Annotated in this window: 12 protein-coding genes; 10 read left to right on the plus strand and 2 right to left on the minus strand. The window is 71.3% G+C overall.

Features of this window, described 5'->3' with window-relative positions; translation table 11 throughout:
• The first annotated feature begins 74 nt into the window (after window positions 1-74).
• The 10 genes from IM778_RS02430 to IM778_RS02475 all read left to right on the plus strand — a co-directional run bounded on the left by IM778_RS02430 (window position 75) and on the right by IM778_RS02475 (window position 13,565).
• Window positions 75-1,757 carry a CocE/NonD family hydrolase gene (locus tag IM778_RS02430; RefSeq protein WP_228484706.1) on the plus strand — a complete coding sequence of 561 codons (1,683 nt, stop codon included), beginning with the start codon at window positions 75-77 and terminating at the stop codon, window positions 1,755-1,757.
• The gene (locus IM778_RS02435; protein WP_194410522.1) at window positions 1,754-2,209 is read left to right on the plus strand and encodes a DUF3237 domain-containing protein; all 456 of its coding nucleotides are present in this window, start codon (window positions 1,754-1,756) and stop codon (window positions 2,207-2,209) included. The genes IM778_RS02430 and IM778_RS02435 overlap by 4 nt, the downstream gene beginning before the upstream one ends.
• Window positions 2,210-2,243: 34 nt before the next feature.
• A complete protein-coding gene (locus tag IM778_RS02440) occupies window positions 2,244-3,899 on the plus strand; it encodes an ABC transporter substrate-binding protein (RefSeq protein WP_194410523.1) in 1,656 nt (551 codons plus the stop codon).
• A 28-nt stretch (window positions 3,900-3,927) separates the two neighbouring features.
• Complete coding sequence (locus IM778_RS02445) at window positions 3,928-4,887, plus strand: ABC transporter permease (protein ID WP_194410524.1); 960 nt, start codon at window positions 3,928-3,930, stop codon at window positions 4,885-4,887.
• Window positions 4,884-5,747 (plus strand): ABC transporter permease, encoded by an 864-nt coding sequence (locus IM778_RS02450; RefSeq protein WP_194410525.1) that lies wholly within the window; start codon window positions 4,884-4,886, stop codon window positions 5,745-5,747. The genes IM778_RS02445 and IM778_RS02450 overlap by 4 nt, the downstream gene beginning before the upstream one ends.
• The gene (gene nikE / locus IM778_RS02455) at window positions 5,744-7,438 is read left to right on the plus strand and encodes a nickel ABC transporter ATP-binding protein NikE (RefSeq protein WP_194410526.1); all 1,695 of its coding nucleotides are present in this window, start codon (window positions 5,744-5,746) and stop codon (window positions 7,436-7,438) included. The genes IM778_RS02450 and nikE overlap by 4 nt, the downstream gene beginning before the upstream one ends.
• Entirely contained in the window at window positions 7,435-8,868 is a 1,434-nt protein-coding gene (locus IM778_RS02460; protein ID WP_194410527.1) for an amidase, read from the plus strand. The genes nikE and IM778_RS02460 overlap by 4 nt, the downstream gene beginning before the upstream one ends.
• 122 nt (window positions 8,869-8,990) lie before the next feature.
• A complete protein-coding gene (locus IM778_RS02465) occupies window positions 8,991-9,467 on the plus strand; it encodes a DUF6098 family protein (protein WP_228484707.1) in 477 nt (158 codons plus the stop codon).
• A gap of 707 nt (window positions 9,468-10,174) precedes the next feature.
• A complete protein-coding gene (locus IM778_RS02470; RefSeq protein WP_194410528.1) occupies window positions 10,175-12,817 on the plus strand; it encodes a S8 family peptidase in 2,643 nt (880 codons plus the stop codon).
• A 178-nt stretch (window positions 12,818-12,995) separates the two neighbouring features.
• Window positions 12,996-13,565 (plus strand): dihydrofolate reductase family protein, encoded by a 570-nt coding sequence (locus tag IM778_RS02475; RefSeq protein WP_194410529.1) that lies wholly within the window; start codon window positions 12,996-12,998, stop codon window positions 13,563-13,565.
• Window positions 13,566-13,579: 14 nt separating this feature from the next.
• On the opposite strand, the gene IM778_RS02480 is transcribed toward IM778_RS02475, so the two are convergent.
• Window positions 13,580-14,965, minus strand: coding sequence for a permease prefix domain 1-containing protein (locus tag IM778_RS02480; RefSeq protein WP_194410530.1), 1,386 nt, complete (start codon window positions 14,963-14,965; stop codon window positions 13,580-13,582).
• Between the two features lies 1 nt (window position 14,966).
• Window positions 14,967-15,353, minus strand: a complete 387-nt coding sequence (locus IM778_RS02485; protein WP_194410531.1) for a PadR family transcriptional regulator — start codon at window positions 15,351-15,353, stop codon at window positions 14,967-14,969.
• Window positions 15,354-15,403: the final 50 nt, after the last annotated feature.

Genomic DNA, 15,403 nt, shown 5'->3' on the forward strand with positions numbered 1-15,403 from the left:
ATTGTCTAGTCAGACTTGACTAAGAACAGATCCCTCTCTACCGTTGCTCCCATCACGCTCGAAGAGGAGACATCGTGACGCAGATCGTCCACGTCGCACCCGCACCGGTCAGCCCCGCCGCACACGAGCAGCGTGTGCGCATGCGCGACGGCGCGCATCTCGCCACCGACGTGTACCTTCCGGGGGCGCCGGCCGATCCCGACCGCACGCCCGGCGACGCGATCCTCATCCGCCTCCCGTACGACAAGAGCGGCGAATACACGTTCATCCCGCTGATCGCCGAGTACTTCACCGCGCGCGGCTACCGCGTGGTCGCGCAGGATGTGCGGGGCAAGTTCCGCTCCGAGGGCGACGCGCTGCTGTTCGTGAACGAAGTCGACGACGGCTACGACACGATCGAATGGATCATCCGCCAGGAGTGGTCGAACGGGCGCGTCGCGATGTGGGGCGACAGCTACTACGGCTACACCCAGTGGGCGGCCGCCGCGTCGCAGCACCCGGCGCTCAAGGCCATCGCCCCGCGGGTGACCGGAACGATGCTCGGCGAGCCCGTGCGTGCGATCCGCGGGGAGCGCGTGCGCCCGGTGGAATGGGCGATCACGTACCTGTACCCGCTCACGTACTTCCACTCGCAGGACGCCTACTTCTGGGAGCTCGACACCGCGCGGCGTCCGTTCAGCGCGCAGGCGGAGGAGATCGTCGGCCGGCTGGGCTCCCGCTCCGTGTCGTACGACCAGTGGTATCCGCGGCCCGTGCATCTGCCGCGCTTCCCGTTCGCCAGCCCTTTCGACGCCCGCCCCGTACCGGTGCTGCACACGATCGGGTGGTGGGACAACTGCGCACCGCTGTCCTGGGCGGACGTCGCCGAGATCGAGCGGCGACCCGCGTGGGCGCTCAACCACTTCCTGCGGATCGAGTCGATGGACCACGAGGCGTACTACTTGGACGATCCCGAAGAGTCGCGCGCGGAGTCGCGCTCCGACGAGCAGATCCGTCAAGAGCTGTCACGGATGCTGCAGCCCGCGGCGGACTTCTTCGACGTGTTCGTGCGGGGCAACGGCCGGCCCGCCGACATCCCCCGGGTGGCATGGAACCTCGCCGGCACGACGGGGATGCGCACCGGAGAGAGCTGGCCGCCTCCGGGCGCCACGACCCGCATCCTCTACGCGTCGGCCGGCGGCGGGCTCTCGCCCGAGGGTCCTGGTCGTGCGACGGACCTGGAGTGGGTGCACGACCCGGCAGACCTCGTGCCCTCGAGCGTGCCGAACGCGTTCGCCTACCTGCAGCACCGGCCCGACGAGTCGGGCATCGGGGAACGCGACGACGTCCTCGCGTTCACGACCGACGTGTTCGTGCGCGACGTCGATCTCACCGGTCCGGTGCGGGTCGCGGCATCCGTCTCGTCCGACGGCCCGGTGATGGACGTCTTCGCCCGCCTCCTCGACGTCGCGCCCGACGGCACCGCGCTGCGCATCGCCCGCGGACAGGTGCAGGTGCACGACGCGACCGAGCCGGCGTCGGTCGACATCGACCTCGGCCAGGCCGGATACCGGCTGCGCGCCGGGCACCGGCTGCGCCTGCACGTCCACAGCAGCGACTTCCCCGAGTTCATCCCGCAGTCCGGCACCGGCGAGGAGCCGTGGGGCGCGATCGAGACCGTGCCGAACCGCCAGCGGATCACGCTCGGCGGGGACGACCCGCTGCGCGTGATCATCACCGTTTCACCCGACCCGCGAGCCGAGGAGGCCCCCGCATGATCGATCCCATTCTGGAGTTCGCGTTCGAGATCCGCGTCGACGTCGACCCGCATCTTCGCATCGGGCGCAGCGCCGACGAAGAGCTGACGTTCACGCCGATCTCGGGCGGCACCGTCGCCGGCCCGCTCCTGTCGGGAGAGGTGCTGCCCTACGGCGGGGACTGGGCCGTCGATCGCGCCCGCACCGCGCAGCTCGAGGCGCGCTACCTGCTTCGCGCGAGCGACGGCTCCGTCATCGACATCCTCAACCGCGGCTACTTCCGCGCCTCGGCGGAGGTGATCGCGCGCCTCGAGGCGGGAGAGAACGTGCCCGAGGACGAGTACTACTTCCGCACCGCGCCGGTGTTCCAGACGGATGCCGCGGCCCACCGCTGGCTCGCCGAGCACCAGTTCGTGGGGCTCGCGCGCGATGAGGACGGCCAGGTGTGCGTCCGGGTCTTCGTGGTGCGCTGACGCGCAGCCGATCCGACAACCGAGAGGAATCGACATGACATTCCGAGGAAAGGCCCTGGCGGCGATCGCCGCAGGCACGGCGCTCGTCCTGCTGGCGGGGTGCACGCCGCGCGACGGCGAGACGGCGCCCACCGATGACGCCGACGCGGGTCCGGTCGAGCTCGTCGCCGCGCTCCCCGCCGGCACGGCCGAGGTCGACGAGGTGACGTGGGCGCTGGTCGAGGGCGAGCCGCGTTCGCTGGTCCCGGGAGCCGACTACAACTTCGTGCAGCCCAACCTGTGCGACAGCCTGCTGCGCGTGCAGCCGGACTTCGGCGTGGCACCCGGCATCGCCGAGCGGGCAGACTGGGCCGACCCGGTGACCTTCGTCATCGACATCCGCCCCGGCGTCACGTTCTGGGACGGGACGCCGGTGACGGTCGAGGACGTCGTGTACAGCCTCGAGCGCCACCGCACCGATGTGACGTCGGCGTTCTACGGCGCGTTCGTGCTCGTCGCTGCCGAGGACGGCATCGAGATCACCGGCGAGCGTCAGGTGACGATCCGCTTCGTCGCTCCCGACTCCACGTTCCGCGACGCCCTGTCCGGCGGCGCGGGGGCGGTGCTGAACAAGGCGGTGAGCGAGGCGCAGGGCCCGGCGCTGGGCACGTCCGGCGGCGAGCTCCTGTGTGCGGGACCCTTCAAGCTGGCGAGCTGGACGCCCGGCCGCGAGATCGTGACCGTCGCGAACGAGTCGTACTGGGACGGCGCTCCACTGGCGAAGAAGCTGACGTTCCGGTTCATCTCGGACGGCACGACGCTCACCAACGCGCTGCTCGAGGGCGAGGTCGACGGTGCCTTCAACGTGCCGCCCTCCAGCCGCTCCTCGTTCGAGGCGTCCGAGACCGGGCGTCTGGTGGTGGGGCCGTCGACGGCGTCGTTCTCGTTCGGTCCCGCGCGGGAGTCCGGCGCTGGTGCGAACCCCATGATCCGGCAGGCGCTGAGCCTTGCGATCGACCGCGAGCAGTACATCTCGACCGTCCTCGGCGGGCTCGGACAGCCGATCAGCACCTTCGTGACGCCCTTCTCGTGGTCGGGGTCGTCCGCGGCCGAGGACTATCAGGCCGGGTACGACGCCCTCGCCGCTCCCGAGGTCGACCTCGACGAGGCGAAGCGGCTCGTGGCGGAGTCGGGCGAGGACGTCTCGGTGCCGCTGCGCGTCGCGATCCCGGCCGGCAGCAAGGAGCTCTCGCAGACCGCCGCGATCATCCAGAGCGCGGCCCGGCAGATCGGGTTGACGGTCGAGATCGACGAGCGTCAGGCCGCCGACTTCGCCGCGATCTTCCTTCCCGATCCCGCGCCGCGGGAGAACCTCGACTTCGTGGCGACCTCCGGATACATGGAGACCCCGGGGGTGCTGGCATACCCGCAGCTCTTCCTCCTCCCTCCTGACCTGGGAGGCATCTTCAACTGGAGCGGCTATGCCGATCCCGAGGTGACAGGACTGCTGGAGGCCTCGCGTACCGCGCCGGATGCCGAGTCGGCGGCCGAGGCGTACGTGGCCGCACAGGAGATCTTCGCCCCCGACCTGCTGCAGGTCAGTCTCGCGGGCTCGTATCACACGACGTTCCTGAACGACGCGCTCACCGGTGCGACGACCTCCGTGGCCGCGTACGCGAGCCCGTGGGCGCTGCATCTCGGCGGCCGGTGAGCGCCGCGACCGAGAGAGGGGAGCCCGTATGACCGCCACGGTGGCCCGGCAGCTCCTCGGCAGGATCGGCGGACTGCTGCTCACCCTCTTCCTGTCGAGCGTCCTGATCTTCTCGGCGGTGCTGCTCACACCCGGCGATCCGGTGGTCGCGCTCGCGGGCGGGCTCCGGCCGACGCCGGAGATGATCGCCGCGATCAAGGAGCAGTACCTCCTCGACCAGCCGGTGTGGATCCAGTACCTGCACTGGATCGGGGGAGTGCTCAGCGGCGACCTCGGCACCTCGTTCGTCTACCGGACGCCGGTCGTCGAGCTGATCGCCCCGCGGTTCGGCATCACGGTGCTGCTGGTGGCGTACACGCTGGTGCTGATCCTGGTGTTCGGGGTCGGCTCCGGGATCGTCGCGGCGACCCGCGGACGTGCGGCCGATCGGTCGGTGCTCATCGCGACGTCGATCGGCGTCGCGATGCCGACGTTCGTCGTCGCGATCCTCCTCATCTGGGTGTTCGGCCGTGTGCTCGGCTGGTTCCCGGTGTACGGCTCGGGCGAGGGGCTGCTCGACAACCTCTTCCACCTGACGCTCCCCGCGATCTCGCTCGCGGTGCTCTACATCGCGTACACGAGCCGCATCACACGCGGCGCCGTCGTGGGCCAGCTGCACGCCGAGCATGTCGACACCGCGCGCGTGCGAGGCATCCCTCGCGGGCAGATCTTCCGCCGTCATGTCTTCCTCAACGCGTCACCGCAGATCCTCGCGATCTCGGGCGCGACGATCGCAGGACTGTTCGCGGCCTCGGCGATCGCCGAGCAGGCGTTCGGGATCGGCGGGCTGGGCTCGCTGCTGACCGAGGCCGCCGCGCGCAAGGACCTGCCGGTGGTGCAGGTCATCTCGCTGCTGCTGGTGTTCCTGTTCGTCGTGCTCAACGCGGTGGCCGATGTGGCGATCGCGCTGATCGACCCGGATTCCGTCAAGCCGAGGAGGACCGCATGAGCGTCGCTCAACTCGCCGGCGGCCGCGTGCCGGTCTTCGCCCGCCGGGTCGCAGTCTTCGACCCGCTGTTCATCGTTGCGGCCATCGTGATGTCGGTCATCGTCGTGCTGGCACTCTTCGGGCCGTTCCTGGCGCCCTACCCGCCCGACCAGCTCTTCGTGGGCCCGGTCTCGGGCGCGCCGAGCGCCGCGCACCCGATGGGCACCGACGACCTGGGCCGCGACATCCTGTCCCGCGTTCTCGCGGGCGCAGCGCCCAGCGTGTTCGCCCCTGTCGTCGTCGTGCTCGCCTCGGCCGTCCTGGGATCGGCCGTCGCGATCGCGTCGGCCTGGTTCGGCGGCTGGGTCGACGGCGTCAGCTCGCGCCTCATCGAGGTGATCTTCGCCATCCCGGGACTCGTGCTCGCGATCCTCGCGGTCTCGATGTTCGGCAAGGGGCTGGTCGCTCCGATCGTGGCGCTGTCGATCGCCTACGTGCCGATCGTGGCGCGGCTGGTGCGGGCGGCGGCTCGGCAGGAACTGTCCAAGCCGTATGTCGCCGCTCTGCGGATCCAAGGCGTCGGATCGGGGGCCATCTGCTTCCGGCACGTGGTTCCCGCGCTCCTGCCCACGATCCTCGCGCAGGCGACGGTCGGATTCGGCTACGCGATGCTCGACCTCGCGGCGATCTCGTTCCTCGGCCTCGGCGCGCAGCCGCCGTCGTCGGACTGGGGCGTCATGATCGCCGGCGGGCAGCCGGCTCTGCTGAACGGCGCCCCCGAGCAGTCGATGTTCCCGGCGCTGCTCGTGGTGGTCACGGTGCTCGCGGTGAACATCCTCGGCGCCCGCGTGACCACGTGGGCGGAAGGAGCCGACCAGTGACGCAGAACGTCCTCGAACTCGACCGGGTGTCGATCGCCGCCCCGGGACCGGGCGGTCCCCGCACGCTCGTGCACGACTGCACGCTGCAGGTCCGCCGTGGCGAGGCCCTCGCTCTCGTCGGCGAGTCCGGATCCGGCAAGACGCTCTCGGTGCGCGCGGTCGCGGGACTGCTCCCCGAGGGCTTCACCCAGGGCGGCAGCATCCGCATCGACGGCGAGGACATCGCCGAGATGACCGCCAAGCGCCTGCGCGACATCCGCGCCCGGCGCATCGGCATGGTCTTCCAGACGCCGCGTGCGCACCTGAATCCGCTGCGCACGATCGGCGACTTCATGACCGAGGCGCTGGTGTCGGTGGCAGGGGAGAGGCCGGATGCCGCGGCGCGGCGCGCGATCGACCTGCTCGCCGAGGTCGGCATCCCCGATCCCGGCCGCCGCATGCGGCAGCGACCGGGCGACCTGTCGGGCGGTCTGCTGCAGCGCGTCATGATCGCGGCGACGCTGGCGATGGACCCGCCGATCCTGCTGGCCGACGAGATCACGACGGCGCTGGACGTCACGACGCAGGAGGAGGTCATGGCCGTGATCGCCGACCTCCGCGCGCATCGCGACCTCGCGCTGCTGTTCATCACCCACGACCTCGCGCTCGCGGGCGCCGTATGCGACCGCGTCGCCGTGATGCAGCACGGCCGCACGGTCGAGACGCTCGCCGCGGCCCGCATGCGCGAGGACGCGACCGACGCGTACACGCGCCGGCTGCTGTCGGCCTCCTTGCCGACCGACCTGCTGGCGCACGGCGGCGGCGGCGACCAGCCGGTGCTGGTGGTCGAGGGCCTGCGCAAGACCTTTCCCGTGCGGTCGGCGTCGGGGGTGCGTGAGACGTTCGTCGCCGTCGACGACGTCGGGTTCACGCTCGCCCCGGGCGGGTCGCTCGGGATCGTCGGCGAATCAGGCTCGGGCAAGTCGACGACGGCGCGCATCATCTGCGGGCTCGAGCGAGCGGACGCCGGCACCGTCTCGGTGAAGGGGGAGGACTGGACGACGCCGGCACGCCGTGCGCGCGGGCGGCGGGCGCGTGCCCGGATCGCGCAGATGGTGTTCCAGGACCCGTACCAGTCGCTGGACCGTCGTCAGACCGTGCGGCAGTGTCTCGCCGAAGCTGTCTCGGTGCATCGGCCCGCCGCCTCCCGCGCCGAGCTGAACGCACGCGTGGACGAACTCCTCACGGCGGTGACTCTCGACCTCGAGCTCGCCGGCAAGAAGCCGCGCTCGCTGTCGGGAGGGCAGCGGCAGCGCGTCGCGATCGCGCGTGCGCTCGCCGCGGACCCCGAGATCCTCGTGCTGGACGAGGCGGTGTCGGCGCTGGACGTGACGACCCAGGTCGAGATCCTGACCCTCCTCGACCGCATCCGCCGCGAGACGGGCGTCGCGCTGCTGATGATCTCGCACGACCTCACCACGGTACGACGCGTCTGCGACCATGTCGTGGTGATGCGCGCCGGCGCGATCGTCGAGCAGGGGCCCATCGCCGACGTCCTCGACGAACCGCGCGCCGACTACACGCGCATGCTGATCGACTCGATCCCGCGGCAGGGCTGGGTGCCCCGTCGCCGGCTCCCCGCCCGCACGACCCCCCTGCCGGCCGTGGCCACCGCCACCAACCGGATCGTGACCCCTGGAGGAAAGAGATGACCGACCGACCCCTGTGGCACTACGGCGTGCGCGAGCTCGCCCACGCGATCCGCTCCCGCGCGTCGACCGCGCGGGAGGCGGTCGACGCGCACCTGGCACGCATCGACGAGATCAACCCGGTGGTGAACGCGCTCACAGTGGTCTTCCCCGACCGCGCCCGCGCCCTCGCCGATCGCGTCGACGCCGCCTTGGAGGCCGGCGAGGACCCTGGTCCGCTCGCCGGCGTGCCGTTCACGGTGAAGGAGAACATCGACCTGACGTGGTCGGCGACGACGAGCGGCTGGACGTTCCTGGCCGAGGCCGTCCCCGCCCATGACGCGACGATGGTCCGCCGGCTCCTCGAGGCCGGAGCCGTCCCGATCGGCCGCGGGAACATGCCCGACTGGGGACTGCGGTGGGACACCGACAACGACCTGTTCGGCCGCACCGTGAACCCGTGGAACCCGGCACGCGTGCCCGGCGGATCCAGTGGCGGGGATGCCGTGGCCGTCGCCACGGGCATGACGCCGCTCGGCCTCGGCAACGACTACGGCGGGTCGCTGCGGCTGCCCGCGTACGCCGCAGGCGTCTGCGCGCTGCGTCCTTCGGCAGGCCGCATCCCCGCGCCGACGCTCGAGGTGAACGAGCCGGTGTCGCTGTCGCTGCTCCTCTTCGCCGTGAACGGCCCGATCGCCCGCTCGGTCGACGACCTGGATGTCGCGTTCACGCTGATGCACGGCGCGGACGGAAGCGACCCGACCGCCCTGAGCATCCGGCATCCCGCGTCGTACGACGGGCCACGTCGCGTCGCCGTGGTGCGCGATCCGCTCGGGTGGGGCGTCGACCCGCAGGTCGCCGACGCGATCGACCGTGCGGCCGGCGCGCTGGCCGCAGCAGGTTGGGAGGTCGTGGAGGTGGAGCCGCCCATGATCGAGGAGGCCGCGACCCTCTGGCGCCGGATCTCCTCGACCGAGATGGTGGGCGCATTCCTTCCCGGCGCTCTGCCCGCGCCGCTGTCGGAGGGCTCGACCCGCTACTTCCTCGACAACGTGAAAGAGATCGAGGTGCTCGAGTCGGGGGAGGCCTATGGTGCCGCGTGGGCGCAGCGCGTCGTGATCGCCGGAGCGTGGGAGAGGTTCCAGGCCGAGCACCCCGTGATCCTCGGTCCGGTGTCGGCACGGCGCATGCCCGAGATCGGCTTCGACCTCTCGGGACCGGCAGCGACGACCGAGCTGTGGCGCGATCACCGCCTCCTGGTGACGGTGAACTTCCTCGGCCTGCCGTCGGTGGCCGTCCCCACCGGACTCGACGAGGACGGGCTCCCCAGCGGAGTTCAGCTCATCGGCCCGCGCAACGGCGACCACGTCGCGCTCGCCGCGGCCCGCGACGTCGAGGCGCGGCTCGGGACGCTCACCCCCGTCGACGCACGCGCCGGGGCCGCGATCGCCTGATCGCGGCCGGCCGCGGCGGGTGCCGGCCGTGCCCGGCGCTACTCCCGCCCCGCAGAGCCGTCAACCCCGTGCGGCCGCGGTGGCGGCATCCGTAATCTGGCGGTCCCGGAGGGAGGACCGCGATGACCGACGCCGACCGGCACCCGGTACCGCCGGGCGGCCTGCCGCTGTTCGTGACCGAGACGCTGATCGACACGCACCGGTCGCTCGGCGAGCTCGCGGCGGCCGTGCGGCGCTACGGGCATACGTACGTCCGGTACAGCGAGGGGCCCGGGTCGGATCGCGACCCCAGCGTCGACACCGAGAGCGGGCTGACCCTGCCGGGGCTGTCGGTCAATCCGCTGCATGCCGAGCCGTGGTGGACGCGGCCCTTCGAGGACTGGCTCGCGCGCCAGGTGTGTCAGTACCGCGAGCTGCAGGAGAAGAACCCCGACCGGTACGCGTGGGTGCTGTGCGGCACCGTCGTGGGCCGGGGCCCCGACTGCGAGCCGCTGCTGCGCGAGGTCATCCCGATCGCGCGGCTCGACGACGCGCTGCTCGACGAAGCCGTGGCGCGCTACCGCTCGCGCTTCCACGCCGGCCGCGGCCCGGAGGACTGAGCGGGCGACGGATGCCGGCACCCCCTGCCCGCTCGCGCGCCGGGGGTTGCGGGGGGTCCACGTGTTCCGGGGTCCCGGGTGTTCGCGGGTTCGGGGTTTCGCGGGTTCGGGGTTCGGGGGTCGCGACACGCGGGGTCGCGGTGTCGATTCCGCGTGTTGTGCCACTTGAGTTGCCGCGCGGCTCGGGGGGCGGGGGTCGGGGGTCGGGAGTTCGGGGGTCGCAACACGCGGGGTCGCTGTGTCGATTCCGCGTGTTGTGCCACTTGAGGCGGAGGCCCAGCCTTGGAGCTGGCGTCAGCTGCCCGCTCAGGGTCCGGAGGTTCGCGGGTCGCGACACGCGGGGTCGCTGTGTAGATTCCGCGTGTTGTGCCACTTGAGGCGGAGGCCCAGCGTTGGAGCTGGCATCAGTTGCCCGCTCAGGGTCCGGAGGTTCGCGGGTCGCGACACGCGGGGTCGCTGTGTCGATTCCGCGTGTTGTGCCACTTGAGTCGCCGCCGGGCGCCGGCGCCGCCGCCGGGCGTCGCAGCCGGGGCCGAGCGCCGAAGCCCCGACCCCGGGGCATCGCCGCGGATCGGGCGTTTGCGCCACGTCAGCGCCGGAGCCGCCGCGTATCAGCGGGCGGCGTCCGCCCTCCTCCTCCGTGGTGGAGATACCACCGGGCGCGGCCCGGGGTTCCGGCCCGCGCCGGCCGGATGGGGGGACTCATCATGAAATCCAGGATCATCCCGGTGCTCGTCGCGAGCGCACTCGCGCTGGGCGTCACCGCTCTCGCGCCGCCCGCGAGCGCCGCGCCGCCCGACTCTGCGGGACCGCCCGATCGCGTGCGCGTCGTGGTGGAGCTCGACCGCAAGGGGTCGGCCGACGAGGTCGTGCGCAGCGTCGGCAAGGGCGCGAGCAAGGTCAAGAAGACCTCGACCATGCCCTACGTCATCATGGAGGTCCCGCGCACCGCGCTGAAGGGCCTCGCGCACAACCCGCACGTCCGCGGGGTCGTGGAGGACTTCGCCGACCCGCCGGCGCTCGCCAGCTCTCTGCCGGTGATCCAGGGCGACGACGTGCAGGCTCTCGGGTTCACCGGGGCCGGCGCCACGGTCGCGATCCTCGACTCGGGCATCGACGCCGATCATCCGTACTTCGGGTCGCGCATCGTCGCGCAGCACTGCTTCTCGGATCCCGATGACGACGACGGCGACCCCGACGAGGCGAGCCTGTGTCCCGACGGGACGACCGAAGACACCTCGGCCGACATCGACAGCGACAACAATGCCGCGTGCGTCAACGGCGGAGCGAACATCTGCGACCACGGCACGCATGTCGCCGGCATCGCGGCCGGAAGCGCCGGCGACCACCCGGCCGGCACACCGCCGGGCAACGGTGCGGCTCCGGATGCGCAGATCATCGCGGTGCAGGTGTTCACGCGCGTCAACACTGCGAGCGGCTGCGCGCCGAACGCGGCGCCGTGCGTGCTGGCGTACGTCTCGGACCAGATCCAGGCGCTCGACTGGGTGCGCGGTCAGGCTGCGGCGAACCCCGGCTGGAACGTCGTGGCGAGCAACATGAGCCTCGGCGGCGGACAGTTCTCGTCGGCGTGCGACGGCGACACGCGCAAGGCCGCGGTCGACGCGAACCTCGCCGCGGGGATCGCCACGGTCATCGCGTCCGGGAACAACACGTTCCTGAACTCGGTGGGCGCGCCGGGCTGCATCTCGACCGCGTTCACGGTCGGGCGCACGAACGACGACGACACCACGACGAACTCGGGCAACCGGGGTCCGCTCCTGGACGTCATGGCGCCGGGGTCGAACGTCATCTCGGCGATCGACGACGACGTCTATGGCAGCAAGAGCGGCACCTCGATGTCGACGCCGTTCGTCTCGGGCGCGCTCGCGGTCCTTCGCTCGGCGTACCCGACGAGGGCGGTGACCGACCTGATGAACGACATCACCTCGACGGGTGTGCCGATCACCTACGCCACCAACGCGGCGGGCACGACGACGAACACGACGCCGCGCCTGGACATGCTGGCCGCACTGCAGTCCGCGAACGCGGCGCCGACGGTGACGGCGGATGCCGCATCCGTGAGCGTCGACGAAGGCTCGCAGGCGACGAACACCGGCACGGTGGCCGACTCCGACGGCACGGTCACCACGCTCACTGCGAGCATCGGAACGGTGACGCGCTCCGGCTCGACGTGGGAGTGGACCCACACGCCGGCGGACGGTCCGGCCGACACGACGGTCACGATCACCGCGACCGACGACAAGGGCGAGACCGGGCAGGCGTCGTTCGACCTCCACGTCGACAACGTCGCGCCGACCGTCGTGATCGATGCGATCTCGCCGGCCGACGAGAACGCGCCGGTGTCGCTCGAGGCCCACTTCACCGATCCGGGCACCGTCGACACGCACACGGCGAGCGTCGACTGGGGTGACGGCAGCGTCACCGCCGCGACGATCGCCGCCGGCACCGTCACGGCGACCCACGTGTACGGCGACGACGGGGTGTTCCCCGTCACCGTGACCGTGACCGACAAGGACGGCGGCTCGGGCTCCGACGCGGGCTCCGCGACGGTCGCGAACGTCGCGCCGACGGCCGAGATCACGGGACCGGCGACGACCACGTGGAACGGGCAGGAGATCGTCTTCGGGACGGCGGGCGAGCCGGTGGACTTCACCGCGCGCGGCACCGATCCGGGCAGCGACGACCTGACGTTCGCGTGGGACTACGGCGACGGCGCGACTGCGGTCAACGTGCACCTGGTGAACCCGCCCGCGTTCGACGGCGACCCGAGTCCCAGCATCCAGCCTCGTGATGTGACGGATGCCGCGCCTCACACGTACGCGATCGCGTGCGCTGCGACGACCGGCGTCGAGGTGACCGACGACGACGGGGGCGCCGCCTCCGATCAGGTGCAGGTCATCGTCCTCGGCACGAGCACGGATGCCGGCACCCTCGGGGTGTGGCAGACCGACTACCGCGACAAGCGCAATCACGGTCACACGACCGACGAGAAGGCGTGCCTGCTCTCGGTGGTGCGGGTGCTGAGCGCGGTGTTCGACGAGCATGTGCCGCTGACCACCACCGCGCATGCGGTGGCGGCGCTGTGGCCGAAGCACACGAACAACGCCGAGGACCAGTTCGAGGCGCATCTGCTCGCACTGTGGCTCAACGTCGCAGACGGGGCGATCGCGCTCGACGATCCAGTCGATTCGAACGGCGACGGCACGGCCGACACCACGGTGGGCGCACTCATCCAGGCGGGCGAGGCGGAGCGCACCGCTCCGGTTCCGTCGCACAGCGCGCTGACGGCGTACAAGAACCTCTTCGAGGCGATCAACGCCGCGGCCTGATCCGCGCAGCAAGGAGGGGACGGATGCCTCGCACCGAGGCTGGGCCCCGCGCCCCGAGGCTCCGGGCGCCGCACCAGCGGCGCCCGGAGTGGGCGTGGGGACCGTCTCCTTCTGTCTCGCAGTAGTCTGACGACGGTCCCCAGGTGATCGCGGGACGTGCGTCAAGGGAGAGCGGGCGATGAGGACACTTCGATACTCGATCAACGTCACGCTCGACGGCTGCTGCCACCATGAGGCGGGACTTCCTCCGGACGAGGAGTCCATGCGCTACTGGACCGACGAGATGGAGCAGGCCGACGCCCTCCTGTTCGGGCGGGTGACGTACGAGATGATGGAGGCGGCCTGGCGGAAGCCGGTCACGGGGACATGGCCCGACTGGATGAGCGAGTGGGAGGTCCCGTTCGCCGAGGCCATCGACCGGTCGCAGAAGCATGTCGTGTCGAGCACGCTGACCGCGGTCGACTGGAATGCCGAGCTGACGCGGGGCGAGCTCGGACCAGCGGTTCGGCGGCTCAAGCAGGAGCCGGGCGAGCTCCTGTGGGTGGGCGGCGTGAAGCTCCCGTTGGCGCTGGCGGATCTGGGGCTCATCGACGAGTACGAGTTCGTCGTGCAGCCGGTCCTCGCCGGGCACGGGCCGACGCTGCTCGCCGGTCTGCGCGAGCGCATCGAGCTCGAACTCGTGCACCGTCGGGAGTTCCGGTCGGGGGCGGCCGCCCTGCGGTTCCGGCCGCGCAGCACGTCGGAGTGACGGGCGACGTGGGGTCAGACGTACTGGAACGCCGGCGGGAAGACGACCACCACGATCGCGGCCCACACGAGGTAGACCGGGAGCCAGCCCGTCTGCCAGCGCTCGAGGCGCTCGAACGGGGTCTTGCGCCTAAGGAAGCGCAGCTGCAGCCACGCGGCGCCCGCGAGGTTCGCGAACAGGATGAGGTTGAGCCCGAGCGAGGCGAGCTTGTTGGGGCTCGCGCCGTACTCGGCGATGCGGCCGATCATCGCGACGAGCACCATGATGTCGACCACGAGGGCCGCCGCCACCATCACCAGTTGCAGCCGGTCGAACCATGACGGCGGCGCCAGCCCGTCGCGCGCCGACAGCGCGTACAGGAGCAGGCCGAGCACGACGAGCAGCACGATGTCGAAGAGGATCAGCAGGTCGCGCTGACCGAACACCTCGGGCACGTCGCCGCCCGACTCGACGAGGTTGCCCTGCAGGAAGCCCGCGACGATGAACGCGAGGAGCAGCAGCGTGAACAGCGGCGTGAAGAGCCTCGTGAGCACCGGGGCGATGTTCTCGACGACGCTCTGCTTCGCCTCGACGAGCCAGCCCGCGATGACCACGGCGCCCGCGACGCCGCACGGCAGGACCCAGTCGACGACGAAGCGGCTCGCATCGAGACCGATGGACGCGAAGACGGCGACCGTCAGCCCGATGAGCACGGCGCCGCCCAGGGCGATGAGCACGAAGTACACGAACCACTCGCCGGTGAAGCGGATGAAGTCCATGCGGGCGCGGCTCGACCTCACGGCGCCGCCGACGTAGGCGATGCCGATCACCAGCCACAGCACCACGACCAGGTGAAGGGCCGCGAGCACCAGCGTCGCCCCGTCGGGGGCGAACGGGTACACCGCCATCACGACGGCGCCCAGCACGAACGGCACGGCGACGAAGGCGATCGTCCGCGGCGAGGCGCGGCGGTCGACGAGGAAGAACGCGGCCAGGAAGGGCAGCACCAGCAGCGCGCCGAAGCGTGCGTAGAAGTCGCCGTCCGCTGCCCATTCGATGCCGAAGAGCGCCGGCGCCTTGATCGCGAGGGCCGCCCCGATCGCCAGCCCCAGCGCGAGCCACAGCGATCGGCTGCCGCGCGGCCGGTCGGGTGCGTCGGCGAACATCAGCTGCTTCCACAGCCGGTCGGAGTGCTCCCGTGCGAACTCGCGCGAGAGGTCGTCGAGCGCGCCGAGGCGCTTGACGGCGATGAGGAATGACTCGTCGGGGGCGAGACCGGATACCTCAAGCCGGTCGATCTGGCCGCGCAGGTGGTCTTCGAGCTCGTCGACGTCGCGGACGTCGATCGCCGCTCCTCGCGACACGTACGTCCGCCACGCGGCGATCTGCTCCTCGATACGCGGTTCGAGATCCTCGCTCATGTCAGGCCCCTCCGAGTCCCGGGGCGATCCCGCGGTCCGGCGCGAACGCCCTTCCGCCGTCGCGTTCGGTCCACACCTGCTGCAGCGCCGCGCTCACGACGCTCCACTGCCGGCGCTGCTCGGCGAACGCCGCGCGGCCGGTGCTGCTCAGGCGGTAGTGCTTGCGCGGGCGCCCGGCGGGCGAGACGCCCCACGTCGCCTCGACGTGTCCGAGCCTCTCGAGCCGATGGAGCAGCGGGTACAGCATCCCGTCGCTCCATTCGAGCTCGCCGTCCGACAGCTCGCTGATGCGCTGCAGGATCGCGTAGCCGTAGGACTCGCCGTCGGCGAGGATGCCGAGCACCATGGGCGTCGCCGCGGCGGCGACCAGGTCCTTGCCGATCTTCATGCGACCCCTTCATACCTAGAACTGCGAGGTACATAGAGCTACAAGGTATC

Source organism: Microbacterium cremeum (assembly GCF_015277855.1).
Lineage (GTDB): Bacteria > Actinomycetota > Actinomycetes > Actinomycetales > Microbacteriaceae > Microbacterium > Microbacterium cremeum.